The organism is Segniliparus sp. (assembly GCF_051660745.1).
GTDB lineage: Bacteria > Actinomycetota > Actinomycetes > Mycobacteriales > Mycobacteriaceae > Segniliparus.
The window spans coordinates 1-23,598 of record NZ_JBOFQF010000025.1 but is presented as its reverse complement, the minus strand read 5'-3'; the positions used below and the strand labels follow the sequence as shown (position 1 = coordinate 23,598).

18 protein-coding genes and 1 pseudogene are annotated in these 23,598 nt (G+C 69.6%); 6 read left to right on the top strand and 13 right to left on the bottom strand.

Annotated elements, in window-relative coordinates:
- Window positions 1–28: 28 nt before the first annotated feature.
- From ACRC20_RS06575 to speB, 4 genes are all read right to left on the bottom strand, one after another.
- On the bottom strand, window positions 29–895 hold the full coding sequence (locus tag ACRC20_RS06575; RefSeq protein ID WP_438685554.1) for a spermidine synthase: 867 nt from the start codon (window positions 893–895) through the stop codon (window positions 29–31).
- Between the two features lie 8 nt (window positions 896–903).
- Entirely contained in the window at window positions 904–1,284 is a 381-nt protein-coding gene (gene speD / locus ACRC20_RS06570) for an adenosylmethionine decarboxylase (protein WP_438685553.1), read from the bottom strand.
- Window positions 1,285–1,412: 128 nt separating this feature from the next.
- Window positions 1,413–2,693 carry a type III PLP-dependent enzyme gene (locus tag ACRC20_RS06565; protein ID WP_438685552.1) on the bottom strand — a complete coding sequence of 427 codons (1,281 nt, stop codon included), beginning with the start codon at window positions 2,691–2,693 and terminating at the stop codon, window positions 1,413–1,415.
- Between the two features lie 241 nt (window positions 2,694–2,934).
- A complete protein-coding gene (gene speB, locus ACRC20_RS06560; RefSeq protein WP_438685551.1) occupies window positions 2,935–3,942 on the bottom strand; it encodes an agmatinase in 1,008 nt (335 codons plus the stop codon).
- 55 nt (window positions 3,943–3,997) lie between these two features.
- Between speB and ACRC20_RS06555 the strand changes: the two genes are divergently transcribed.
- Window positions 3,998–5,509: a sodium:solute symporter family transporter gene (locus ACRC20_RS06555; protein WP_438685550.1), complete on the top strand. Its 1,512-nt coding sequence runs from the start codon at window positions 3,998–4,000 to the stop codon at window positions 5,507–5,509.
- Here ACRC20_RS06555 and ACRC20_RS06550 read toward each other — a convergent pair.
- Entirely contained in the window at window positions 5,458–6,255 is a 798-nt protein-coding gene (locus tag ACRC20_RS06550) for a fructosamine kinase family protein (protein ID WP_438685549.1), read from the bottom strand. The genes ACRC20_RS06555 and ACRC20_RS06550 overlap by 52 nt on opposite strands.
- Before the next feature lie 49 nt (window positions 6,256–6,304).
- Here ACRC20_RS06550 and ACRC20_RS06545 point away from each other — a divergent pair, with 49 nt between their 5' ends.
- Window positions 6,305–7,219, top strand: coding sequence for a S1 family peptidase (locus ACRC20_RS06545; protein ID WP_438685548.1), 915 nt, complete (start codon window positions 6,305–6,307; stop codon window positions 7,217–7,219).
- Between the two features lie 34 nt (window positions 7,220–7,253).
- Here the strand turns inward: ACRC20_RS06545 and ACRC20_RS06540 are convergent, their stop codons facing one another.
- Window positions 7,254–8,390 (bottom strand): helix-turn-helix domain-containing protein, encoded by a 1,137-nt coding sequence (locus ACRC20_RS06540; protein WP_438685547.1) that lies wholly within the window; start codon window positions 8,388–8,390, stop codon window positions 7,254–7,256.
- Between the two features lie 44 nt (window positions 8,391–8,434).
- A complete protein-coding gene (locus ACRC20_RS06535; RefSeq protein WP_438685546.1) occupies window positions 8,435–9,586 on the bottom strand; it encodes an AAA family ATPase in 1,152 nt (383 codons plus the stop codon).
- Window positions 9,587–9,789: 203 nt separating this feature from the next.
- Here ACRC20_RS06535 and ACRC20_RS06530 point away from each other — a divergent pair, with 203 nt between their 5' ends.
- Entirely contained in the window at window positions 9,790–11,184 is a 1,395-nt protein-coding gene (locus ACRC20_RS06530; RefSeq protein ID WP_438685545.1) for an amino acid permease, read from the top strand.
- A gap of 11 nt (window positions 11,185–11,195) precedes the next feature.
- Window positions 11,196–12,179 carry a TIGR03560 family F420-dependent LLM class oxidoreductase gene (locus ACRC20_RS06525; protein ID WP_438685544.1) on the top strand — a complete coding sequence of 328 codons (984 nt, stop codon included), beginning with the start codon at window positions 11,196–11,198 and terminating at the stop codon, window positions 12,177–12,179.
- Here the strand turns inward: ACRC20_RS06525 and ACRC20_RS06520 are convergent.
- A complete protein-coding gene (locus ACRC20_RS06520) occupies window positions 12,157–13,683 on the bottom strand; it encodes a sodium:solute symporter family protein (RefSeq protein WP_438685543.1) in 1,527 nt (508 codons plus the stop codon). The two genes, ACRC20_RS06525 and ACRC20_RS06520, sit on opposite strands and share 23 nt — an antisense overlap.
- Window positions 13,677–14,003 carry a DUF3311 domain-containing protein gene (locus ACRC20_RS06515; RefSeq protein WP_438685542.1) on the bottom strand — a complete coding sequence of 109 codons (327 nt, stop codon included), beginning with the start codon at window positions 14,001–14,003 and terminating at the stop codon, window positions 13,677–13,679. The genes ACRC20_RS06520 and ACRC20_RS06515 overlap by 7 nt, the downstream gene beginning before the upstream one ends.
- Window positions 14,004–14,072: 69 nt before the next feature.
- On the opposite strand from ACRC20_RS06515, the pseudogene ACRC20_RS06510 reads away from it, so the two are divergent.
- Window positions 14,073–15,083, top strand: a pseudogene (locus ACRC20_RS06510) (acyltransferase family protein); the annotation flags it as partial.
- A 29-nt stretch (window positions 15,084–15,112) separates the two neighbouring features.
- On the opposite strand, the gene ACRC20_RS06505 reads toward ACRC20_RS06510, so the two are convergent.
- Genes ACRC20_RS06505 through ACRC20_RS06490 form a run of 4 tightly spaced genes read right to left on the bottom strand, consistent with a single transcriptional unit; the run spans window position 15,113 to window position 21,952 of the window.
- Window positions 15,113–19,399 carry an alpha-(1->3)-arabinofuranosyltransferase domain-containing protein gene (locus ACRC20_RS06505; protein WP_438685555.1) on the bottom strand — a complete coding sequence of 1,429 codons (4,287 nt, stop codon included), beginning with the start codon at window positions 19,397–19,399 and terminating at the stop codon, window positions 15,113–15,115.
- Window positions 19,400–19,430: 31 nt separating this feature from the next.
- Window positions 19,431–19,685: a DUF2613 domain-containing protein gene (locus ACRC20_RS06500; protein ID WP_438685541.1), complete on the bottom strand. Its 255-nt coding sequence runs from the start codon at window positions 19,683–19,685 to the stop codon at window positions 19,431–19,433.
- Window positions 19,686–19,694: 9 nt separating this feature from the next.
- Complete coding sequence (locus ACRC20_RS06495; RefSeq protein WP_438685540.1) at window positions 19,695–20,573, bottom strand: MaoC/PaaZ C-terminal domain-containing protein; 879 nt, start codon at window positions 20,571–20,573, stop codon at window positions 19,695–19,697.
- 5 nt (window positions 20,574–20,578) lie between these two features.
- Window positions 20,579–21,952, bottom strand: a complete 1,374-nt coding sequence (locus tag ACRC20_RS06490) for a 3-oxoacyl-ACP reductase (RefSeq protein WP_438685539.1) — start codon at window positions 21,950–21,952, stop codon at window positions 20,579–20,581.
- Between the two features lie 245 nt (window positions 21,953–22,197).
- On the opposite strand from ACRC20_RS06490, the gene ACRC20_RS06485 reads away from it, so the two are divergent.
- On the top strand, window positions 22,198–23,547 hold the full coding sequence (locus ACRC20_RS06485; protein ID WP_438685538.1) for an acetyl-CoA C-acetyltransferase: 1,350 nt from the start codon (window positions 22,198–22,200) through the stop codon (window positions 23,545–23,547).
- The last annotated feature ends 51 nt before the right edge of the window (window positions 23,548–23,598 follow it).

Sequence of the window (23,598 nt, the reverse complement as noted above, 5' to 3'; positions counted from 1 at the left end):
CCCCCCCCCCCCCCCCCCGCCTCGCCACTTAGACCTCTCGGCGCACGTGGTACGGCGGCGTCGCGTTGGAGCGCAGCGCCTCCGCGTCGATGGAGACAGGCCGGTAGCCGCACGCCGCCAGGCGCGAGACCATCAGCTCGGTCGGGTTCTCGACCTGCTCCGCGCGTCCGAAGAGGTACGCCCACTCGTGCTCGTCGGAGCCGTAGTAGGCGACGGTCGCGAACACCTCGTTGAACCGGCTCCAGCTGGTCTTGAGCGTCTCGTTGCGCCACAGGGTCGGGCAGCCGGACTGGTTCACCACCACGCCGCCAGGGGCGAGCACGGCCTTGCACATGCTGAGGAACTCCGCGCCGTAGAGCCGGTTGATCTGGGCGTCCGCGTCGTCCGGGCGCTCGTCGGGCAGGTCGACGAGCACGATGTCGTAGCGGTCCGTGCCCGCCGCCGCGTCGCGCAGGAACTGCCAGCCGTCCTCGTAGCGGACCTTCACCGGGCCATCGCCCCGCTCCGCGCGCCCCAGCTCCGCAAGGGTGTAGCCGTAGGGGAGGTGCTCCGCGCACAGCTTGACCGCCTGCTCGTCGATGTCGACGTGGTCGACGCGGGCCGCGCCCGCGGCGACCGCCATCTGGCAGACCACGCCCTCGCTCGACCCGACGACCAGCACCGAGCGCACCTGGTCGGCGAGCAGCAGGGCGGGAACCATGAGCGCCTCGTGGTAGACGAGCTGGCTGAGCTCGGTCGACTGCCGGTCGTTGTCGGAGAAGAGCGACACGCCCTGGTCGGTCTGCGCGATGACGACGTGCTGGAAGGGCGTGTCGCCCTCCCAGACGATCTTCTCGAGCTCCCACACCCTGGTGAGGCCCGGCGCGAGCGGCTCGTGGATCTGCCCAACGCTCACGGCGGCGCTCACTGGACCCCTCGCTGGATGGTCTTCAGCTGCAGGACCTGGGCCTTGAGCCGGTCGGCGATCAGGCGCGCCGCGTGCTCGGGGTCGGCCCGATGCCCGCAGGTGAAGACGTCCATGAACGCCGAGCCGATCTCGGGGTAGGTGTGCAGAGAGGCGTGCGACTCCGAGAGGAGGACGAGGACGGTGACGCCTTGCGGGTCGAACCGCTTCGAGGTGACGTCGAGGACGGTGGCTCCCGCCTCGGCGAGGGCGGAGACCATGATGTCCCGCAGCAACATTTCATCGTTCAGGCGCTTGGCTTTGACTCCTGTCACCTCGGCAATGATGTGTTGCCCGGTGAAAGCTCCAACTGCGTGCGCCGACTCCAATACTTGGGTCATTTTTCACTCCCTTCGGAAGGTGCTTGTGCCATGCGGTTCACAACCGCGAAACGGTGTTGATCGGTGGGCTTGGGGTTCCTGGGACGCCGACTGCGCTCGGGAAAAGCGGTCGGGGTGCGAGGTTCGGGTCAGATGCAGAGCGTCTTCAGCGGCGAGAACCCGTTGAAGGCGATCGACGCGTAGCTTGCCGTGTAGGCCCCGGTACTCAAGAAGTCCAGGTGATCGCCAGCGCGCAGCGCCGACGGCAACCTGTAAACCGTCCTTTGGTAGAGAACATCGTCTCCGTCGCAGGTGGGGCCGGCCAGATAGACCGGTCCGTGCTCATTTTCGGCTTCTGGGCCGGTGTGCTTGGGGGCGCTGTGCTCGGGCGAGGAGAGGAGGTACGCGACGCATTCGCCCTCCGTCTCCGTCAAGCCGTTGTACCGGCCCGCGTCCACATAGACCCAGCGGTGCTCGTCCGAGGGGGACTTGCGCGAGACCAGGACCACCTCCGAGCGCAACAGCCCGGCGTCGGCGACGAGGAAACGCCCCGGTTCGAGGACCAGCTGGGGCTCGTCGAGCCCGGCGGCCCCGAAATGCTCGCGCACCGCCGCGACGATCGCGCTCGCGTAGTCCTCCAGCGGGGGAACGGCCTGCGTGTAGCTTCCGGGCAGGCCGCCGCCGATGTTCAACAGCGGCAGGCGCACCCCTTGCGCGGCCAGGCGGGAGGCGATCAGCGCGGCCTGCTCGACGCCTGCGGACCAGGCGTCCGGGTCCAGCTGCTGCGAGCCTGCGTGGAACGACACCCCGGCGGGGACCAGGCCGAGCGTCCGCGCGCGCAGCAGCAGCGACTCGGCGAGTTCGGGCGAGCAGCCGAACTTCGACCCGAACGAGTACACCGCGCCGTTGCCGGTGGCGGGGATCCGGCAGAAGACCGAGGAGCCGGGGGCGTGCTCGGCCAGCGCTTCGAGGTCCGCCTCGCTGTCGGTCGTGTAGAGCCGCACGCCGAGCGCGTGCGCCCGCGCGATGTCGGCGGGCTTTTTGACGGTGTTCCCGTAGCAGAGGTTCTGCGGGTCGGCCCCCTCCGCGAGGCACAGCTCGATCTCCGGAACGCTCGCCACGTCGAAAGAGGAGCCGATGGTCGCGAGCTCGCGGACCACCTCGGGGGCGGGGTTCGCCTTCACCGCGAAGTACATGCGCGCTCGCGGCAGGGCGCCCGCCAGCTGCCAATAGCGCTCGCGGACCGTCGCGAGGTCGATCACCAAACAGGGCGACTCGGTCGGATTGGCGCTGAGGAATTCGAGGATCCTGGCCACCGCTTCGGGCGCTCCGATCGCGAGGCTGTCGCCGCTCGCGTGGGTGAAGAGCTGCAGAGCGCTGTGTCCGGCCTCGGCGGAAAGCTCGTCGATGTCATCGGCGAAGCCCGTCATGGTTCTGCCCTCCTTCCAGGTGGTGGTCCAGCACGCTGCGAAGGCTGCTCATCGCGCGCCGCGCGTCTTCGCCCTCGATAGTGCCCTTCGGTGGTTTTGCGTTATGTGAGCCAAAATACGTCCAGCTAGACATCGCCTTCCAAGGCGGCGTCGACGCTTCAGCGTACAGCATTTCGACCTCGTGCGGGACCCAATCGAGGAACCTTCTGACGGGACTGTGATCTTCCGAACGCGCGCGGGCTCAGCCGAATTGGTTTTTCGTCAAAAGCGCCAAAAGCTCGTAGACGACATGGGCGGCCGCGATCCCGGTGATCTCGGCGTGGTCGTAGGCCGGGGCGACCTCGACCACGTCCGCGCCGACCACGGGCAGGCCGACGAGCCCGCGCAGCGCGTGCTGCAGCTCCCTCGTGGTGAGCCCGCCCGCCTCCGGGGTGCCGGTGCCGGGGGCGTGCGCGGGGTCGAGCACGTCGATGTCGATCGAGACGTACACCGGGCCCTCGCCGAGGCGTTTGCGCATCCGCTCCACGATCTGCGCGACCGATGTGGTCTGGAAGTCGTCCGTGTGGATGATCTGGAACCCCAGCACCGCGTCGTCTTCGAGGTCTTTGCGCCCGGCGAGCGAGCCTCGGATGCCGACGTGCAGCGAGCGTTCGAGGTCGATGAGGCCTTCCTCGCTCGCCCGCCGGAACGGGGTGCCGTGGGTGTAGTCCGCCCCGAAATAGCTGTCCCAGGTGTCCAGGTGCGCGTCGAAGTGCAGCACCGCGACCGGTCCGTGCTTCTTGACGGTGGAGCGCAGCAGCGGCAGGGCGATGGTGTGGTCGCCGCCGATCGCGAGCACCGTTGTCCCGTCCGCGATCAGCTCGTCGGCCGCCCCCTCGATCACTGCGAGCGCGTCGACGATGCTGTACGGCCCGATCCCGAGGTCGCCCGCGTCGGCCACCTGCCAGTTTTGGAACGGGTAGACGTCGAGCGGCGGATGGTACTGCCGGATCAGCTTCGAGGAGGCCCGGACATGGCCGGGGCCGAACCGGGCGCCGGGGCGGTAGCTCGTCCCCCCGTCGAAGGGCACCCCGAGGATCGCGATATCCGCGTGCTCCACCTGGTCGATGCGGGGGAGGCGGGCGAAGGTGGTCGGCTCGGTGAACCGGGGGCGCTTGAAGCCGTCGAAGGGGCCAACGATCTCCCTCGCTTGGCGGATCTCCCCGGCCCTGCCCGGTTCTTGTGCTGTGCCGTCAGCGTTGTCGGTCATGCGGCTAGGCTACCGCCGCCGCGCGACGGGCGCTCGGTGGCCTTAGGCTGGCCGAATGAGTCCGACGATCATCAACGTCGCCGTTATCTCGGTGTATTTCGCGTTCATGGTGGGCATCGGTCTGGCTGGTCGGCGCCGGGCGAAGGGCTCGGCAGACTTCCTCCTCGCGGGCCGCAGCCTCGGCCCGGCCTTGTTCTGCGCCACGATGGGGGCCTTGGTGATCGGCGGCGGCTCCACCGTCGGCGGCGTGGGCCTCGGGTTCCAACACGGCTTGTCGGGCATGTGGATGGTGGTCGCGATCGGGTTCGGCGCGGCAGGGGTGAGTTTGCTGCTCGCGGGCAAGATCCGGCGGCTGCAGATCTACACCATCGCCGAGATGCTCAAACTCCGCTACGGGATCGAGGCTGCGGGCTGGTCGGGAGTCGTGATGGTCGTGCACACCTTCCTGGTGTCGGTCACCTCGACGGTCGCCTACGCCACGGTGTTCTCCGCGCTCTTCGGCCTCGGCCATGTGCAGTCCTCGTTGCTCGGCGGCGCGGTGGTGGTCGGTTACTGCGTCCTCGGCGGCATGTGGTCGATCAGCGTGACGGACCTGGTGCAGTTCCTGATGAAGACGGTGGCCGTGTTCTTCCTGCTGCTGCCCGCGGCGCTGTCGGCTTCGGGAGGGCTCGCCGGGGCGCAACAGAAGTTCCACGGCCGGGCGTTCGACCCGTTCGCCATCGGCTGGGAGCAGATCCTCACCTTCTTCGTGCTGTACTCGGTCGGCTCGCTCGTCTCCCAGGACCTATGGCAGCGAGCCGCGACGGCCCGCTCTGCGTCGGTGGCCCGTTGGGCGGGCGCGGTGAGCGGGCTGTACTGCCTCGCCTACGGGGTCGCCGTGGCGATCATCGGGCTCGCGGGCGCGTTGGTGCGCCCCGAGCTCAAACCAGGACAGGTGTACGGGCAGCTCGCCGTTTCGCTCTTGCCGCCTGTGCTCAGCGCGCTCGTGCTCGCGGGCGCGATGGCCGCGATGATGTCCACCTCGTCGGGCTCGATCATCGCGGCGGCGACTGTCGCGCGCCGCGACGTCGTCCCGCTGCTGTTGCGCGGGCGCGGGCGGGAGAAGCCAGGCGCGGACGAGGCTGGGTCCGAGGAAGTCCGTCTGGACCGCAGGTACGTGTTGGCCTTCGGCCTGGCCAATGTGCTGTTGTCCTGTTTCATCGACAATGTGCTCGCCGCGCTCTCCGTCGGCTACGCCATCGTCGTGAGCGCCTTGATCGTCCCGGTCTTCGGCGGTTTTCTCTGGAAACGGGCCACGGGCTTCGGCGCTTTGGCCGCCATGGGCGCGGGCTGTGCCGGGGCGGTGTGCGAGCTGCTGCGGACCTGGGACCCGGAAGCGATCACCCCGGTCTACGTCGGGTTGGCCTGCTCCGCCGTCGTGTTCGTCGCCGTGAGCCTTGCGACCGCGCCGACCCCGGAGCAGGTCCGCGAGCAATGGAAGGCACGGCTCGCCGGGGTACAGGCGCCAGCTGAGGGTCAAGCGAGCGCGAGCGAGCGCTCGACGGCGGCCATGGTCGGCGGCACGTAGGACCGGCCGAACAGCACCACGTGGACGAGGAGCATGAACGTCTGGTGCAGGCACTGGCGCTCGCGCCAACCGGGGCGCAGCGGATGCTCCTCCTGGTAGCCCGCGACGATCTCTTCGAAGAGCGGGGTGCCGAAGAGGCTCAGATACGCGAGGTCGGTCTCCCGGTGCCCGCCGTGGGCTGCGGGGTCGATGAGCACCGCCCCCTCGGCCGTCCACATGACGTTCCCGCTCCACAGGTCCCCATGGATCCGGCTCGGCGGCTCTGCGTCGTCGAAATCGCCGGCCGAGCATCGGCGCACGAGCTCCTTCAGCATCGCGTGGTGCTCTTCCGAGAACGCCCGGCCCGCCCGCTCGGCCATGGGCCCGAGGCGGTCGTGCGCGTAATACTCGCCCCAGCTCGCCCTGCTGCGCAACGGGACGGGCATCGGCGAGTCCAGCGGGCCGAACCAGCCGTCCTCGTCCCAACCGTCGGGGCCCGCGCCGAATCCTCGGGCGCCCGCTTGGTGGGTGCGCGCCAGCCTGCGCCCGAACTCGCGCGCGGCTGCGGCGCTCGGCGGGACGGAGTCGAGCCGGACCAGGACCAGCGAGTGGTCTGTCACATCGAGCACCGGCACGCACGGGACGCCGGACGGCGCCGATGCGAGCCAGCGCAAACCTGCGGCCTCGCACGCGAAAAAACCGGGCGGAGCCGCGCGGTTGCGTTTGACGAACGGGGACGGCGCCGTTTCCGAGCCAGACTTCGCCATAACCGCAATTATCCTGCATACGGCAGTCTGCATCGGTTACAGTGATTTTATGCACCGGACTGCGCCCATCGTGCGCACGCTCGCGTACTCGATGGCGCTTGCCCTCGTCGCGGTGCTTTTGAACCAGTCCCAGGCCCTGTCGATGTCGAATGGCGACGTGGTGTCCGATCCCGACGAGGCCCCCTGGGTGGTGGCGCTCGCCGTGCCGACGAACGAGGGGACTCCCGCGACCGAGCGGCTCAAATGCGGCGGGGTGCTCATCGCGCCGGACAAGGTGCTCACCGCCGCGCATTGCGCGGTCGCCCCGGACTCGTTCAGCGTCGACCCCGCAGTCTCGCCGCGCCCGATGAGCGCCCGCTCGGTCGAGGTGCTCCAGGCCAACCACGAGCTCAACACGTCGGAAAAAGAAGTCAGGCGGGTCGCGGCCGTGTTCGTGGACCCCGACTTCCACCTGCTTCCCTCGCCCGTCGAGCCGCACGACCCCTCCCGGGCCGCGGCCCGGCACGACCTCGCGGTCTTGGTGCTGGACCGCCCGTTCGGCGACCCGAGGACCATCCCCTTGACGTCCGCGCTGCCCGATCCGGGCGCGAAGGCACGGGTGTACGGCCATGGCCTCACCCCGGTCGGGGACATCTCGGACGATCTGCTGCGGGGCCGTTTGACGCTCATCTCGAACAAAGACTGCAACGATCAGACCTTCGTCGAGGTCAAGTACATCGGAGCCGTGTGCGCGCAGACCACAGTCCTCCCGGAGCTGTCGGTCCAGGTCGGATTCGGCGACAGCGGCGGCCCGCTGGTCGTGAAGGGCCCGGACGGGTCGGATGTGCTCGTCGGCGTGGTCAGCTTCGGCACCGAGACGAAGGGCCGCGTGTTCGGGTTCGGCTTCAACGCCTTCGCCGATGTCGCGGCGGCGAGGGACTTCATCTCGGAGTACGCTCCGGACGCGGTCTGGGCGGCCGCTTGAGGCGATTCGGGCCTTGCCAACCCCCAGTTTGCCGCTAGTGCTGGTCCTCTGCGGCAGCGCGAAGCCCGGCAGGTGTTTTGTGAGGCCTGCTGTTCCAATAGACCATAGCGATCCATGCGGCGAGCGCTTGGTCGGCGAGCGTGTACCAACTGGCGCGACGGTCTCCGTTTGGGTCTTTTTGTGCCCGAACCCATCCTGAACGAGCGAGTCGTCCGAGGAGGGAGGCCGCAGAGGAGACGCTCATCCCCGCGGCTTTCGCGAGGTCGGTGACGCGATACGGGGTGCTTTTGAGCTTGTTGGGCCTGAGTTCGACCAGCAGGCGTTGTTCGGCAGGGGAAAGCTGCTGCAGGCGTTGCGTGTAATAGGGGGTGAGGCGGTCGACCACGCGCATGAACGCCCACGTGAAATCGAGATCGGTCTTTCCTTTGAGTTCTGCGGCGAAGAGCTGCCACACTCGAGGGGAACCGCCGAGCATCTGGTGATGAATCCAGATTTTTCTCGCGGCGAATCCGGCGAGTTTTGATTTTTGCGGCGCGAATTGCGGCGCGAGTTTCTTCACGAGCTCTTCCGCCTCAAGCTCGGTGAGCTCGGCGACCCGCTCCACGTCGAAAGATCCGTACCAGGGGTAGTCGCGGTTCGCGACGCCGGGGAACAAATGCCGGGCCGACGCGAAAAGCAGGATGGATTTCTGCGACTCGACCAGGCCGCGCAGCGCGGACTGCCCCTCGACGCCGATGCGCTTGAAGATCTCGTCGAGCTGTTCGACCACGAGCAGTGCCATGCGGCCCTGGCATTGGTCGAGGAAGAGACGTTCGAGGCCGGATGTGTCCGCCTCGGCGCGGAGCTCGACGGCGCGTTCTTGGATGATCGAAATCCCCGTGCTGCGAATGATTTCGACCAGCAGGTCGGCGTAAGACCCGATGCCTAGGGTGTTCTCGTCCACCCATGCGAGCAGGATTTGCTCCGTCGTCTGAAACGAGCGGAGCGCCCGGTGCTGGGCGAGTTTGAGCGCGTGCGTCTTTCCTGATCCGTATGGCCCGATCACAAGGGTGTGCGGACGCGCCCCGGTGCCGCTCGCCTGGACGATCCGTTCTGCCAGCCGTCCGATGAGCTCGTTGCTGCTTCCCACGGTGGTCCGGTCCAACTGCTCGAACTGTTCCTTTGTGGACATAGCTGCCGAGAAATAGGCGGACAAGTTCATCAGGTCCTCTGGGCTCATCGGCGCATCGCCACCCACGAGCGGCGCAGAAGCTCGGACGCGAACCGGTCGGCGCTGCCCTGTCGGCGCAGGTAGTGGTCTTGTTCGAGCCGCTCGACCAGTGCGACCAGCTGGTCCCGGTCCGCCATGTGATCGCTCGTCGACGACAGCAGTCTGCGGGTTTCGTCGATGTCGAGCGCGGGGACGCTGTTCGCGTACACGTCGAGCAGCGCGCGGACCAAGCCCGCGTCGGCTCGGTAGTACTCCGGGATTCGGTCCCGGTAGTGTCGCAGATTCCACGGGTCGGACGTATTGGTGATCGCATTTTCGAGCAGCTGCGGGATCTCGTGGACGGTGACCGGGGACCGCATGGCCGCCGCGTCGTCGCGTGCGGCCTTCACCAAGAGCTGCACGTAATACGGAATGCGCTCGGCGGCTGCCGCAACAGCTTCGGCCACGCCCTCCCCGGCCGGGACACGCTCGCCGAGCAAGAGGCACCCGGCCAGCCAGGTCGCGTCTTCTTCGGAGATGGGGCCGACAAGCAGTTTCGGGATGTCGTTGACCGTGGTGAGGGCCTCGTCGGAGACGTGGTGGAAGCCGATCGAGCCGGAGAGCACGGTGGCGAGGCGGCCGGGGTGCTCTTGGCGGAGCCTGCGGAGCAGGTGCAGGAACGCCTCGCCGGACCCTCGTTCTTTGCGCTCGAGGTTTCGCGCGAGCACGGTGATCTCGTCGATGAAGAGGACGAGGGCCTTGCTCTTGTCTCGCGGGATCGCCGCGCGGATCAGCTCGTCGAGGTCGCTCTCCGGGGCGGGGGAGCGCTCGGCTTTCATGGGGCCTGCGTTCAGGGTGAGCCGCCAGCGCTTGGCCTCGCGGGCCGCTGCGGAGCTGAGTTGTCCGAGCGCGTCCGCGAGCGCCCGGGCGAAGTTCTCGTAGGAGTCCCGCTCGGCGGAGAGCTGGACCGCGTGATGCCCGGCGGCTCGGACGGCCTCGTGGGCCAGTCGCGTCAGCGAGGTCTTGCCGTGCCTGCGGTCGCCGACGAGGATGACGCCGCCAGTGGGGACAGAGGAGACGATCTCGTGGACTTCCCGTTCTCGGCCGACGATGTCCCCCAGCGCGACGATGCCACCGATGACCAGCGGCATCGGGCGCAGTTGGCGAGAAAGCCCCATGCGCTCATTGTACAACATCTCTGTCGTACGTCAATTCTGTCGTACGACATTTTTGTCGTACGTCAAGATTGACGTACGACGTGTGCGCCACACGTTATCGTCGCGGCCTGACAAGCCCGCCGTCCGATTCGTTCGGCAGAACTCGGCGGGACGCGGGAGCAGGGGTTAGGGTGTGAAACACCGCACAAGAGGAGGCGCTGCCGATGACCGAGCTCGACACCAGTGAACCCGAGGCCCGCGAGGGGCTCCGCCCGGGCCTGCGTCAGCGGCATCTCTCCATGATCGCGATCGGGGGTGTGATCGGCGCGGGGTTGTTCGTCGGATCGGGCAAGACCATCCACGATGTCGGACCAGGAGTCCTGCTCTCCTACGCGCTCGCCGGACTGGTCGTGGTGCTGGTGATGCGGATGCTCGGGGAGATGTCGGCGGCGAGCCCGGAGACCGGGTCCTTCTCGGCGTACGCGGACCGCGCCATCGGGCGGTGGGCGGGCTTCTCCGTTGGCTGGCTCTACGCGGCGTTCTGGATTTTGGTGCTGCCGGTCGAGGCCGCCGCGGGAGCGATCACGATCAACCGCTGGGCCGGGTGGGACGACAGCAGGCAGTGGATCTGGGCGTTGCTGCTCATGGCGGTGCTCACGACGACGAACGTGCTGTCCGTGCGCAACTACGGCGAGTTCGAGTTCTGGTTCGCGTTGATCAAGGTCGTCGCGATCGCCCTGTTCCTCGTGGTCGGCGTGCTCGCGGTCGCGGGGCTGATCCCGGGGCTGCGGGCCCCGGGCACGAGCAACCTGCTCGGGCACGGCGGCCTCTTCCCGCACGGCCCGCTCGTCGTGTTGAGCGCGGTCCCCGTGGTGGCGTTCTCGTTCATCGGCGCGGAGATCGCCACGATCGCCGCAGGAGAGTCCCAGGACCCGGCGAACGCGGTGCGCAAAGCGGTGAACTCGGTGGTGTGGCGGGTGCTCGTGTTCTACCTCGGCTCCCTCGCGGTCGTCGTCACGCTGCTCCCGTGGGACGACGCGTCGGTCAAAGAGAGCCCGTACGTGGCGGTGATGAAGCTGTACAACGTGCCGTACGCGGCGACGATCATGGACGGCATCGTGCTGACCGCCGTCTTGTCCTGCCTTAATTCGAGCCTGTACACGGCGAGCCGGATGCTGTTCTCCCTCTCGGAGCGAGGAGACGCCCCGAAGTTTTTGAGCGGCCTCAACAAAGCCGGGTCGCCGAGGAACGCGGTGCTCGCCGCGACGGTGGTCGGCTTCGTCGCGGTGGTGTTCAACTACAAGTGGCCCGACGGGGTGTTCTCGTTCCTGATCGAGTCCACCGGGGGCATCGCGCTGTTGATCTGGCTCGTCATCGCGGTGTCCCAGCTGCGCCTGCGGAAATCGCTCGAGCTCGGCGGCGGCCCGCTCATGGTGCGGATGTGGGGGTTCCCGTACCTGACCATCGCGACGATCGCGGGCATCGTGGTGCTTTTCCTGGGCGTGGGCTGGGAGCGGTCGAGCCGCACACAGTTCTTCTTGACTTCCGCTATCGCGGCGGTCGTGGTGGCATGGGGGATCGTCCGAGACGTCCTCGCACGCAGACGGGCGATGCGATAAGCTCGTCCCACGTGACTATCCGGCTGGGCTATCAGATACCGAACTTCTCCTACGGGGGTTCGGCTTCTGAGATGTTCCAGGCCGTCCTCGCACAGGCCCAGGAGGCCGAGGCCGCCGGGTTCGACAGCGTCTTCGTGATGGACCACTTCTACCAGGTCTCGGCGGTCGGGGCGCCGGATGAGCCGATGCTGGAGGCGTACACGGCGCTCGGCGCTCTCGCGGCCGCCACGGAGCGCGTCCAGCTCTCCCCGCTGGTCACCGGCAACACGTATCGAAATCCGGCTTTGCTGGCGAAAATCGTCGCCACGCTGGACGTGATCAGCGGCGGCCGGGCCGTGTTCGCCGTCGGCGCGGGCTGGTTCGAGCAGGAGCACGAGGGGTACGGCTACGAGTTCGGGAGCTTCGCCGACCGCTTCGAGCGCCTCGCGGAGGCGCTCGAGATCGCCATCCCGATGCTGCGCGGGGAGCGACCGACCTTCCACGGCAAGTGGTACCAGGCGAAGGACGCGATCAACGAGCCCCGCCTGCGCGACGACGTCCCCGTGCTCATCGGCGGCAGTGGCGAGCGCAAGACCTTCGGGCTCGCCGCGAAGCACGCCGACCACCTCAACCTTGTGTGCGGCGCGTCGGAGCTCCCGCACAAACTCGACGTCCTGCACCAGCGGCTCTTGGAGGCGGACCGCGACCCCGAGACCCTCGAGGTCAGCTATTTCGCTCAGGTGATCATCGATGAGGACGGCGAGCGGGCGAGGCAGCTGCTGCTCGACTGGTTCTCGCGGCGGGGCGTCGACTTGCAGGCGCTTTCGAAGGCCGAACGGCTCGCCCTCACCGACCGCGTGTTCGCGGGCAACCCGGTCGAGGTGTCCCGCGAGGTCAAAACCAGGGTGCTCGACCATGGTGTGGACCGGCTCGTCATCAACCTCGTCGCGAACGGCCACGAGCCGGGAGCCGTGGAGCTCGCGGGCAAGACGCTCAGACCGCTGCTGCCCGAATAGGCTCGTCCGCCGTTTCGAGGACATCCTGGGCGGGCCGCTGTCTCGACCGCGCCGAAGCCGAGACCGCTGCCGCGACGAGGAGGTTCGCCGCCAAGGCGAGGATCCCGACGTTCACCTCGGCGAGCTGTTCGGGCAGGAAGGCACGCAGATGCTTCCAGTCGCCGCCGACGAACGGGGCGGCCGCCGCGAGCGCCGCGCCGACGACGAGCCCGGCGATGACGCCTTCGCGGGTGAAAGGATTGCGCGGCAGCACGGAGCCGAGGACTGCGGGGAACACCTGGACCACGATCGCGTACCCGGCGAGCAGCAGGCCCACGATGGTCTGCCCGCCCGAGAGGGCGAACACCAAGGCGAGCGCGACCACGACGGGCAGCAGGCGTTTCGCCGCCCTGGCGAGCTCGGTCTCGGACGCGTTGGGGCGCAGGTTCGCGTAGCCGTCGCGGGTGAGCGAGGTCGCGATGGAGGTGGCCAGCACCGAGCCGGGGACGAGCGCGGTGAGCAGTCCGGTCGCGCCGATGAGGCCGAGCACCGGATCGGGCAGCTCCGCCGCTGCCAATCGGAGGAACGCCAGGTCCTCGTTCCCTTTGCCGAGCGCGGGGAGCGCGACGAGGGCGGTGAAGCCGATGATCAGCGTGGTCCCCGTCGCGATCCCGTAGAACGGCGCGATCGCGAGTGTGCGCCGCAGGTTCCGCTCGTCCTTCGCGGAGAAGAACGAGGCGAAAAGGTGCGGCCACATGTGCGCGCCGAGCGCGCAGAGCACGACGGTCGTGATGAACCAGGTCAGGCCGTAGCCCTGTTCGGGCAACAGGGTCAGATGGTCCGGGTGCTGCTCCGCGACCGCCTTGGTGACCGCGCCCCAGCCGCCGTAGAGTCGGTAGGGCAGCCACACGCCCATGCCCAGCACCACGACGACGACGGCAGAGTCCTTGACGATCGAGGTGAGCGCGGCTCCCCGCAACCCGCCGAGCACCGCGTACGCGGCGATCAGTGCCGCGCCCGCGACAGCGCCTGCTTCGAGGGGGATCCGCCGGTGGCTCGTCTCGTACGCGATGATCGAGAGGCCTTTGAGCTGGAGAGCGAGATAGGGGACCATCGCGACGACGCCGACCAGGGTGACGAGCGCGCCGAGCGCTTTGCTGTCGTACTTGGAGCGCAGATAGTCCGACTGGGACACCGAACGGTGCTCTTTGGCGTGCCGCCAGATCTTGGGGAGGTACCAGTAGCTGAAGAGGCAGGCGAGCGAGGCGTAACAGGAGCTGTATGCGGCGACGACCCCTTTGTCGTACGCCCAACCGGCCCCGCCGAGCAGGGCGAACGTCGTGAGGTTCTCCCCGGCGAAGAGCACGAAGACCATGACGGCCCCGAACCGCCTGCCGCCGACCGCCCATTCCGAAAGCGTGGCGGCGGCCCCCGGCCGCGAGGGGTCTGCGCGTCTGCGGGCCGTGAGCCAGGCCGTGGCGAGCGCCGCCACAGCCGTGATTGCGAGCATCAACAGGCTCAGCATTGCTCGTCGTCCTCCCCCGCAAGCGGGAGACGCCCCCAGCGAGGCTCCCCGGGGGCAGGCGTGATGCGGTTTCGGGGATCGAGGTGGAAAATGACGTTCAGGCAGACTCCGGTCATCGCCAGGCACGATGTGGTCCAGAACTGCAGGAAGGGCAGGCCGAGCACGATCGGGGCCTGCCGGTTCGCGAACGGGATGGCGACGAGGAAGCCGAGGATCGGCAGGGCGACGGCCGTCGCGATGACGAGTTTGCGCCACGGCGCTGCCGAGCGGAGCGAGCCGGGGACTCGCGCTGTTGCGCGCGGCGGGTCGGGGTCGGACATCCCGCACAGCATAAGTCGGCTGCCGCAGTCGTGCAGGAGGCCGAGGAAGGCCGACCTATCCTGGATGGGATGAGCGAGACCACCACACGAGCGAATCGCGAGTTCCTGCCCGCGCTGCAGGGGCTGCGATGGTTCTCCGCGCTCGCAGTGCTCGGCACGCACACGGCGTTCTTGACCGGCGCGGGCGTGGGCCACTGGTACCAGCACGCGTTCAGCAGGCTGGACTTGGCCGTGGCGGTGTTCTTCGCGCTCTCTGGCTTTTTGCTCTGGCGCCCCCATGTCGCGAAGGCAAGGGGCGCGGGCGAGGCGCCCCGGCTGCTCGACTACTACCGCTCCAGGGCGGCGCGCATCCTGCCCGCGTACTGGGTCGTGGTGTGCGTGGTGCTCGTCTCGTCGGGCGCGGACGCGCGGGTATGGCTCGCGAACCTCGCGCTGGCCCAGCCGTTCGTCCCGTTCACACTCGCGCAAGGCCTCACCCAGATGTGGAGCTTGTCGGTGGAAGTGTCCTTCTACCTGGCTCTTCCGCTGTTCGCGGTGGCGATGTCGAAGCTCGCGGGCCAGCGCGCCCGCTGGCGCGTCCCGGTGCTCGCCGCCGTCGCCGCGATCTCGCTCGGCTGGGCGTTCCTGCCCTGGCAGGACGGCGGCGCCGGCAGCCCCAAGCTTTGGCTGCCAGGGTATCTGCCGTGGTTCGCGGCGGGCATGGTGCTCGCGGAGCTGCGCGCCCAAGGCCGGACCGTCGGAGCCTCGGCCAAGCGGGCCTGCCTGGCCGTCGCAGCCGTCGCTTTCGGGCTGGAATGCACCGATTTGGGCGGGCCGCCAGATCTCACGACGGTCCAGCCGTGGCAGTTCGCCACGAAAATCGCGTTGGGCGCGGTGCTCGCGGCGGCGCTCGTCGCGCCCGCCGCGCTCTCCGGGGCGGGAAGCGCGCACCCGGTCCTCGGACATCCGATCACGTTGACTCTAGGACGTTGGTCGTACAGCTTCTTCCTCTGGCATTTGGCAGTGCTCGGCGTCTTGCTGCCGATCCTCGGGCTCCCGCCGTCGCCGCTGCGGATGCTCGTGGCGCTGGCGGTGGCGACGGTCTTCTCGGCAGGAGTCGCGGCCCTGAGCTACTCCTGGGTTGAGGCGCCGTGCTCGCGGCTCTGGGGCTCGCGCGAGGAGCGGGGCCCTTCGCCCTCCCGGTCGAAGACCGCCGAGCAGACGACGCTGCCGAGCGCGATCAGCGTCAACAGCTGAGGGACGGCCGCGCCGCCGAGGTACGAGGCGCTGCGCCAGGGGCCGAGCGCGAGCAAGCCCGCGGCTGCGGTCATCGACAGCCCGCCGACGATGGCCGCGGCGCGGGGGAGGCAGCCCCCGCGCCGGGCGAACCGCCAGGAGCCGAGGCCGAGGGCCAGCGCGGCGGCGGCGCCCGCCAGGCCTGTGATGAGCCAGGCGCAGGCGAGCCCGGCCAGCGCCCCCGACAGCCTCGCGCTCGGCGTGGACGCGAGCGGTTGGGGATCGCGCCTTCGGGGCGCGGCGGGCGCGATGGCGAGCGCCGCGAGCGGCACGAGCCCGGCGAGGCCTGCCACGAGCCCGGCGCGATACCAGGTGTTCAGCGGGAAACGGAGCTGGACGGCCCCTTCGAAGCCTGCGGGGACGATCCAGCCCTGCTGCCAGCCGTTGACCGTGACCGGTTGGAGCGCTTTGCCGACGATCTCGGCCCCGGCGCCGTCGTGCCCGTTCGCGGCGGCGCGCCAGCCGGGGTTGACGCTCTCGGGAACCACGAGAATCCTTGGCTCTGCGGACTGGCGCACCGCGATGTCCCGCGCGTCCACGTCCCACGAGCGGACATCGGCCTGCTGCGGGTCGGGCGCATGCGGGGGAGGGAGTCCCACGTCGCGGAGCACCAGCGAGTCCACGACGAACGCGTTGCCCGGCGCGGCGGCGATGTCGTGCGGCCCGGGGCCGAGCGGGACCGGGTTGAAATCGCATGGCGTCGCGCGCACGACGGCGCCCGAGCGCAGCGCACCGACCGTGGCGGTGACGGAGGTCGGCACCGTCCGGTCGCCGATGGTGAGGACCGGGCCGTGCTCGCAGTCCACGGTGACGGTCCGGTCCTCGTCGAGCGGCTTGAAGCCGGGAGCCGCGCCCCCGTCGGGGCCGAGCAGCTCCACCTCGGCGAACCCGGGGGGTTGGAGCTCGGCGAAGCCGAGCGAGTTCACGTTGAGCGCGTCCTGCCAGGCGAGGACAGTGATGACGACGTGGTCGGTGCGGTGCGGATGGAGGTCGACGACGACGGAGTCCTGGTCCGGGTCTATATCGCGGACCTGCCTGCCGTCGCCGAGGTCCACCGCGATCTTGGTCGGCCGGGCCGGGAGGGCTCCGGCGGGGAGGACGAGCCGGACCTGTGCCACGTCGGCGGGCACGGGCAGCTGGAGGGTCAGCCGGGGCTTCGGGGCTCCGGGCTTGAGCGCGTTCGGCGAAGCCGTCCACGCGGTGCGGGGGTCGCCGTCGACGGCGGCGTATGCGGAGCCCCGCGAGTCGCCGTTCGCGCTCTCGCCGGTCGCGAGGACGCGGCCTGGCTCGGCGAGCAGATCTGTGCTGGCGGGGGAGAGCCGGGAGCGGACGAAGAGCGCGGGGAGGACGTCGGTCGCGCGCGCCACCCCGATCGTCCTGCTGAACACCGTCGGCTCCTCGGGCGCGAGGGTGAGCGACTGCGTGCACTGGGTCTGGACCGGCCCCTTCGCGCAGCCTGCCCTGCCGGGGAACTCTTGGCCCAGCTCCCATTGGCGGACGAGGGTGTCCGGCCCCGCGTCGGGGACGAGCACTTTGAAGCGCACGGGCACCGCTTTGCCGGTTTTGCCGTCGAAGACCTGCAGCTCGCTGATGCCGAACTGATTGCCCGCAGTGCCGTTCGCCGTGCCAGTCGCGGTGATCCGCAGCCAATGCGTCTGGCCGGTGGGGGCGGTGACGTCGGTGGGACGGTCGGTGACGATGTCGCGCAGCGTGGCGGTGCCCCGTTCGGTCGCCACCTCCAGCTGGTCCACGGCGGGTCCGATGGCGCGGCTCACGGTCACCGTCACCTGGGGGTCGGAGACCGGGGTGTCGAAGTCCAGCTGGAGCCATTGCCCGACCGCGTGCTCGAGTCCGGCGGAGAGCCAGCTGGTGGACGGGTCGCCGTCGAAAGCGGCGCGAGGGCTGTTGCCGGGCGAGACGATCGAGAGCCCGTTGGCCTCGGAGACAGAGCTGGAGACGGCCACCCGCGCGCCCTCCCACACGCCGCGCACCATCGCCGCGCCTTCGGTCGGGTAGTCGGTGACGGTGTTGGCCACCCGTTTCGGGTCGCCTTCGGCCTGGACGGCCGAGACATGGTCGTCCACCCGTCCGTAATCGGTCCCCCGCAGGGCCGGGGTGTCGGTCACGACGACTGCCTTGGGGGCGAGTCCCGCCCGCCGGGCGTCGGCGCGCAACAGGATCGGGCCGGGCTCGGGGTCGCCGAGCTCATGGGCGTGCTCGATGATCGGCAGCAGGGCTTCGGCCCCGCCGTCGACAACCGTCGTGCCGTCCAGTCCGACGAGATAGGGCCCGGGCGGCTCGCTGTGCCCGCCCCCGGCGACGCGATAGATCTCCACCGCCGGATAGCGCGCCCGCAGGTCGTCGTCCACGACCGCGCCCGGGATCTGCCCCGCCCCGGTGAGCGGGCCGAACTCGGCGACTTTCTGCAAGCCGGGCGAGCCCTCGACAGTTTGGTGGGCGAGGATCGGCCTCGTGCTATGCGAGGACTCCAGGTCGAGGTCGTTGCGCAGCACGAGGTAGGCGAAGCCCTGTTCGAGGAGCATGTCGGCGAGCCCGGACGACGGCCGGCCGTCCGCGAAGAGCCGTTGCACGGCGTCGAGCGAGCGGATCGCGCCGGGCGGGGTGAGGGGGATCGCGTCGCGGACCGCCCATGGGAAGTCCGCGAGCGCCTGGATCGGCTCGTCCCGAGTGAGGCCCCAGACCTGGTCGGCCCACGGCGCTCCCGGCGCGACCAGCACGCGGGCCCCGTGGGGCTCCGTCGCGAGATGGGCGCCCAGCCAGGCGCTCGCGCTGCGCCAATAGCCGGGCAGGTCCTGATACGGCTTGCCAGGGGCGAGCCTGCCGGTCCAGGAGGCGGAGGCGCTCAGCGCGACGGCCATGAGGACGGCTATGGCGACCGGGGCGGCCCTGCCGCGCTCCGGACGGGCGAGAGCCGCGAAGAAGCCGCGCGCAGAGGCGCCCTGCCCGCCTGCGGACAGGGCGCCGAGGGCGCTCGCGACGCCGAGGGCGAGCGGCATCCGGACGAGCGGGTCCAGCTTGTGGACGTTGCGCAACGGGGCCCCTGCCGCGTCCAAGAACACGCGAACGGGCTCGGCGAACGGCCCGCCGAGCGGGCCCGCGTATCCGACGCAGATGCCGAGCACGCCGACGAGGAGGATCGCGGCGAGCAAACCCCGGTGCGGGGTCCGCTGGAGGCACAGCCCCGCGAGCCCGACTGCTGCCAGCGCCCCGGTCGCGAACACCAGCACGGGATAGCTGACCAGGCCGGTGCTCGCCATGCGGCTCGGGTCGACGAATCCAGTCCAGCCGTCGGCTCCGCGCACGACCTCGACGAGCGAGGTCCAGCGCGTGGTGACGCGCGAGGACTCGATGAAGTCGAGGAAGGGCGGGCTCACCGAGCCGAGCAGCAGCAGCGCCGTCGCCCACCATGCGCAGGCCAGCGCGAGGCAAGGAATCCACCACGCGGTGAACGAGCGCCAACGCGGATTGGGCCCGCGCCTGCGCGGGGCGTGCGCGGCCCACCACAGGAACGCGGGCAGGCATGCTGCGGCGGTCGCGACCGCGTTGACCGCCCCCATGAGGGCGACCGCTCCTGCCGATCGGGCGGCGAGCCTGCGCATGGACGGGTCTTTCGAAGTCCACGCCTGGACGACCGGGATGAGGACCCACGGCGCGAGCATCATGGGCGCGGTCTCCGAGGAGATAGCCCCCAGCGTTGTCATCACCCTCGGGCTCGCGAGATACGCCGAGGCGGCGATCATCCGGCTCGCCGGGGCGCCGATCCCGAGCACCTCGCCGAGCCGGACCATGCCGACGAATCCGACGCAGAGGAGGACCGACCACCAGCATCGTTGCACGACCCACGGCGGGATGTGCGCGAGCGACCCGAGCGCGAAGAAGCTCCCGTGCGGGAAAAGATAGCCGTAGGCCTGGTTGCGCGGCTGGCCGAGCGGGGCGACGTCGCTCCACAGCGACCACGCCTGGCGGAGGAAGCCAACGGGGTTGCCGGTCAGGTCGAGCTTCGTGTCGGCGGCGACGAGGCCGGGGGACTGCGCGAAGCACAGCGCGACGATTGCCGCGCACGCGAGCCAGAGCGGGCGCTCGCGCGCCTGAACGCGCAGAACTGAGCCGAGCCTGCGGACAGGCCCGGGCTCAGTGGGAGCCGTAGGGCACCTGGCCAAGCAACGACTGGTCGGGGTTCGACGGGGTCGACACGGCGGGACGGCTGTCCTCGCTGAACGCGGCGGTCGCGAGGAGCACGACCGGGACTGCTGCCACGAATCCGCCTACCACGGCGGCAATCGGCGGCAGGAGCTTCGTCCACAGCGCCTTGGACCCGGCGGCGGCCCCGTGGGGCGCGCCGTCGGGCCAAGGGCTCTGCTGCGGTTGTTCGGAGTTGTACGACATGGCGCTAGCTTACGCGTTCGGTGTGATGGTCCCCTGGAAGTGGGGCGCGCCGGTCTTCCGGTCGCGCAGCGCGACCTCGATTTTCTCCGGCGCGCTGTCCAGGTAGACGGCAACGGTGCCCGGCAAGAAGAGCGGCCTGCCGAACCGCACGCTGTAGGTGTGCGCCGGGGGGATGCTCCCCTCGACGTAGCGCAGCGCGGCTGCGGCCTCCCACATCCCGTGCGCGATGGCCTTGGGGAAGCCGAGGAGCTTCGCGGTCGGCCCGGAGAGGTGGATGGGGTTAAAGTCCCCGGAAGCCGCCGCGTAGTCCCAGATCTGGACCTGGCCGACCGAGAGCAGGTTCGCCACCGGCGGCAGCTTCTGCTGCGCGGGCTCCGGGGCGGGCTGGCCGGACAGGCTGGTCTTCTGCTGCTTGAGCAGGGTGGACTTCTGCGTCCAGACCAGCTCGTTGCCGACCGAGATCTCGGCCGTCGCGTCGAACAGCAGGCCCTTGCGGTGCTCGCGGAGGTTGTCGACGTAGGCCCGGATGTTGAACGTCTCGCCGGGGGCGACGGGGCGCTCCTGGCGGACGACGTTCTCGAAGTGCACGAGCCCGTTCGGCTGGAACGGGAAGCGCGGGTCGGCGAAAATCGTCATCACCAGCGGCTGGGACAGGATGAACGCGTACGTCGACGGCAGCTCGCTGGTCAGCTTCAGCCCGGTGACCCGCACGTAGTCCGCGAACTTGGCCGGATCGATCTTGACGTTCTGCACCGCGATGCTGTGGGTCGGCAGCTCCGCGCTCGCGGAGTTCTGCACCTTCCGCTTGCGCAGGAGGTCGGTGCCGATGACCTTGAGGTAGGCGGGCCCGAGCGTGGGGGCCTTGGGGAGGTTGACAGTCTTGCCCATGTCGATCAGGCTCCCAACGACATCTGGCCGCAGACGCGGATCACGTTGCCGGTCACCGAGCTGGAGGACTTGGCGCCGAAGTACGCGATGGCCTCGGCGACGTCGACCGGCAGCCCGCCCTGCATCAGCGAGTTGAGCCTGCGCCCGACCTCGCGGTTGAGCAGCGGGATCGCGCCGGTCATCGGGGTCTCGATGAAGCCGGGGGCGACGGCGTTGATGGTGATGTTCCGCTGCGCGTAGACGGACTTGTACGCGTCCACCAGGCCGATGACGCCCGCCTTGGTGAGCGCGTAGTTCGTCTGGCCGCGGTTGCCCGCGATGCCCGCGATGGACGAGACGTCGACGACCGCGCCGCCGTCCTTGAGCGTGCCGCTCTCGAACAGGGCGTTGGCCAGCTGGAGCGGGGCCTTGAGGTTCACCGCGATGACCGCGCCCCACTTGGCCGCGTCCATGTTCACCAGGAGCTTGTCGCGGGTGATGCCAGCGTTGTTGACGAGCACGTCGACGCCGCCGAACTCCTTGGAGGCCTCGGCGAGGGCGGTCGCGGCCTCGGGGGAGGTCACGTCCGCAGCCACAGCGATGCCGCCGAGCCGCTTGGCGGTCTCCGCGAGGGCCTCGCCTGCCTGCGGGACGTCGACGACGATGACCTTCGCGCCGTCGCGGACGAAGACCTCGGCGATGGCGGCGCCGATGCCACGCGCGGCTCCGGTCACCACGGCGACCCGGCCTGCGAGCGGCTTCGCCCAGCTCTCGGGGGCCTGCGCGTCGGACGCGCCGACACGGAGCACCTGGGCGTCGACGTAGGCGGACTTGCCCGAGAGCAGGAACCGGACCGTCGACTCCAGCGCGGAGAGCCCGGTCGAAGCGCCGGGGGAGAGGTAGACGAGCTGGGCGGTGGAGCCGCCGAGCAGCTCCTTGGCCACCGAGCGGGTGAAGCCCTCAAGGCCGCGCTGCACGGCCTGGGCGATCGGGGAGCCTGCCTCCTCCGGGGTGGTGCCGATCACCACGACGCGCCCGCTCTTGCCGAGGCTGCGCAGGTTCGTGTTGAAGAACTGGTAGAGCGAGACGAGGCCGTCCGGGTCGGTGATCTCCGTCGCGTCGAAGACGAGCGCGCCGAGCTTGTCCGCGCCCCGCGCGTCTTTGTTGAGGGTGATCAGCTCGTAGTCGTCGGAGAGGATGTGGAGCAGCGGCTCGACGAGCTTGCTGTTGCCGCTCGCGCCCGAGCCGCCGACGAGCACCGGGCCGGGGAGCAGGGGCTTGCCCGCCTTGTAGCGGTAGAGCGCCGGGGGCTGCGGAAGCCCGAGCTGCTTGGTGACGAACTTTCCGGCTCCGGAAGTCCACAGGGTTGAGATCGGGTCTTTACCGAGGGGGGATGCCACGTGACGCGCCTTTCTTTGAAGCAGTTAAGCCCAGGGTCGAGAGTTGCAAAAGCCAGCTGCGAGTTTAGTGGCCCCTTCGGCGGCCCGAACGGCAGGGGGGTCGAAAGCTACTCGCGAGTAACTCGAAAGCTACTCGCGAGTAACTGTTTCCGGCCCCGACCGCGACAGGGCGAGAGGGGGAGAGTACAAATGGATGGAGGACGTGAGAGGCGTTCCGACAAACCACTTACCCGATGGAGGACACTGTGGCGACCACATCACCGACCTCGCAGCGCAGGACGCGCACCCGCTCGAACCCGGCCCCGCAGCCCGGCGGCGCCAAGCTCGGCCGTCCCGTCGCGATCCTCGGCGGCAACCGGACCCCCTTCGCGCGCTCGTTCACCGCGTACAAAGACTCGAACGTGCTCGACATGCTCACCGCCGCGCTCCAGGGCCTGGTGAACCGGTTCGACCTCCACGGCGAGCAGCTCGGCGCGGTGGTCGGCGGCGGCGTCGCGAAAGACCCCGCCTACTTCAACCTCACCCGCGAGGCGGTGCTCTCCAGCGGGCTCTCCCCGTACACCCCGACCTGGGACCTGCAGCAGGCTTGCGGCACCTCCCTGCGCGCGACGGCGGACGTCGCCGCCGACATCGCGCTCGGCCGGATCGAGGTCGGCGTCGGCAGCGGCGTCGACTCGTACAGCATCCCGGCGGCGGGCATCCCCGAAGGCCTGATCAAGATCGGCCAGCGCCTGCAGACCGCGAAGAGCCTCAAAGAGCGGCTCCAGCTCGTCGCGTCCCTCCGGCCCGGCTCCTTCGCCCTGCAGATGTCGGCTGGCGAGCGCCGCACCGGCCTGACGATGGGCGACAGCGCGGCTATCACCTCCAAGCAGTTCGGCATCACCCGGCGCGAGCAGGACGAGCTGGCGCTGGCGAGCCACAAGAACCTGGCCGCCGCGTACGAGCGCGGGTTCTTCGACGACCTGATCACCCCGTACCAGGGCCTGGTCCGCGACAACAACCTGCGCGCCGACCTGACCATCGAGAAGCTCGCGAAGCTCAAGCCCGTGTTCGGCGTTCGCGGCGGAGACGCGACGATGACGGCGGGCAACTCCACCGCGTTCACCGACGGCGCCGCCGCGGCGCTGCTCTCGTCGGACGAGTGGGCGGCCGAGCGCGGCCTTCCCGTGCTGGCGCACCTGGTCGACGTCGAAGTCGCCGCGGTCGACTACGTGAGCGGCGCCGACGGCCTGCTCATGGCGGGCACCTACGCGGTGCCCCGGCTGCTCGCCCGCAACGGCCTGACGCTGCAGGACTTCGACGTGTACGAGATCCACGAGGCGTTCGCCTCCGTGGTGCTCTGCCACCTGAAGGGCTGGGCCTCGGAGGAGTACTGCAAAGAGAAGCTCGGCCTTGACGCGCCGCTCGGCGAGATCGACCGCTCCAAGCTCAACACCGTCGGCTCCTCGCTCGGCATCGGCCACCCCTTCGGCGCCACCGGCGCGCGGGTCGTGGCCCAGGTCGCCAAGCAGCTCGCCGAGCGCGGCTCCGGCCGCGCGCTGGTCTCGATCTGCGAGGCAGGCGGGCAGGGGATCACCGCGATCCTCGAGCGCTGAGCTCGAGCGCGCACCGCGAGAAGCGGCCCTCCCCGACCGGGGAGGGCCGCT

Bases quoted from the DNA above. Each gene is read 5' to 3' on its own strand.
- speD (WP_438685553.1), bottom strand. From the start codon at position 1,284: ATGACCCAAGTATTGGAGTCGGCGCACGCAGTTGGAGCTTTCACCGGG.
- ACRC20_RS06565 (WP_438685552.1), bottom strand. From the start codon at position 2,693: ATGACGGGCTTCGCCGATGACATCGACGAGCTTTCCGCCGAGGCCGGA.
- speB (WP_438685551.1), bottom strand. From the start codon at position 3,942: ATGACCGACAACGCTGACGGCACAGCACAAGAACCGGGCAGGGCCGGG.
- ACRC20_RS06555 (WP_438685550.1), top strand. From the start codon at position 3,998: ATGAGTCCGACGATCATCAACGTCGCCGTTATCTCGGTGTATTTCGCG.
- ACRC20_RS06550 (WP_438685549.1), bottom strand. From the start codon at position 6,255: ATGGCGAAGTCTGGCTCGGAAACGGCGCCGTCCCCGTTCGTCAAACGC.
- ACRC20_RS06545 (WP_438685548.1), top strand. From the start codon at position 6,305: ATGCACCGGACTGCGCCCATCGTGCGCACGCTCGCGTACTCGATGGCG.
- ACRC20_RS06540 (WP_438685547.1), bottom strand. From the start codon at position 8,390: ATGTCCACAAAGGAACAGTTCGAGCAGTTGGACCGGACCACCGTGGGA.
- ACRC20_RS06535 (WP_438685546.1), bottom strand. From the start codon at position 9,586: ATGGGGCTTTCTCGCCAACTGCGCCCGATGCCGCTGGTCATCGGTGGC.
- ACRC20_RS06530 (WP_438685545.1), top strand. From the start codon at position 9,790: ATGACCGAGCTCGACACCAGTGAACCCGAGGCCCGCGAGGGGCTCCGC.
- ACRC20_RS06520 (WP_438685543.1), bottom strand. From the start codon at position 13,683: ATGCTGAGCCTGTTGATGCTCGCAATCACGGCTGTGGCGGCGCTCGCC.
- ACRC20_RS06515 (WP_438685542.1), bottom strand. From the start codon at position 14,003: ATGTCCGACCCCGACCCGCCGCGCGCAACAGCGCGAGTCCCCGGCTCG.
- ACRC20_RS06500 (WP_438685541.1), bottom strand. From the start codon at position 19,685: ATGTCGTACAACTCCGAACAACCGCAGCAGAGCCCTTGGCCCGACGGC.
- ACRC20_RS06495 (WP_438685540.1), bottom strand. From the start codon at position 20,573: ATGGGCAAGACTGTCAACCTCCCCAAGGCCCCCACGCTCGGGCCCGCC.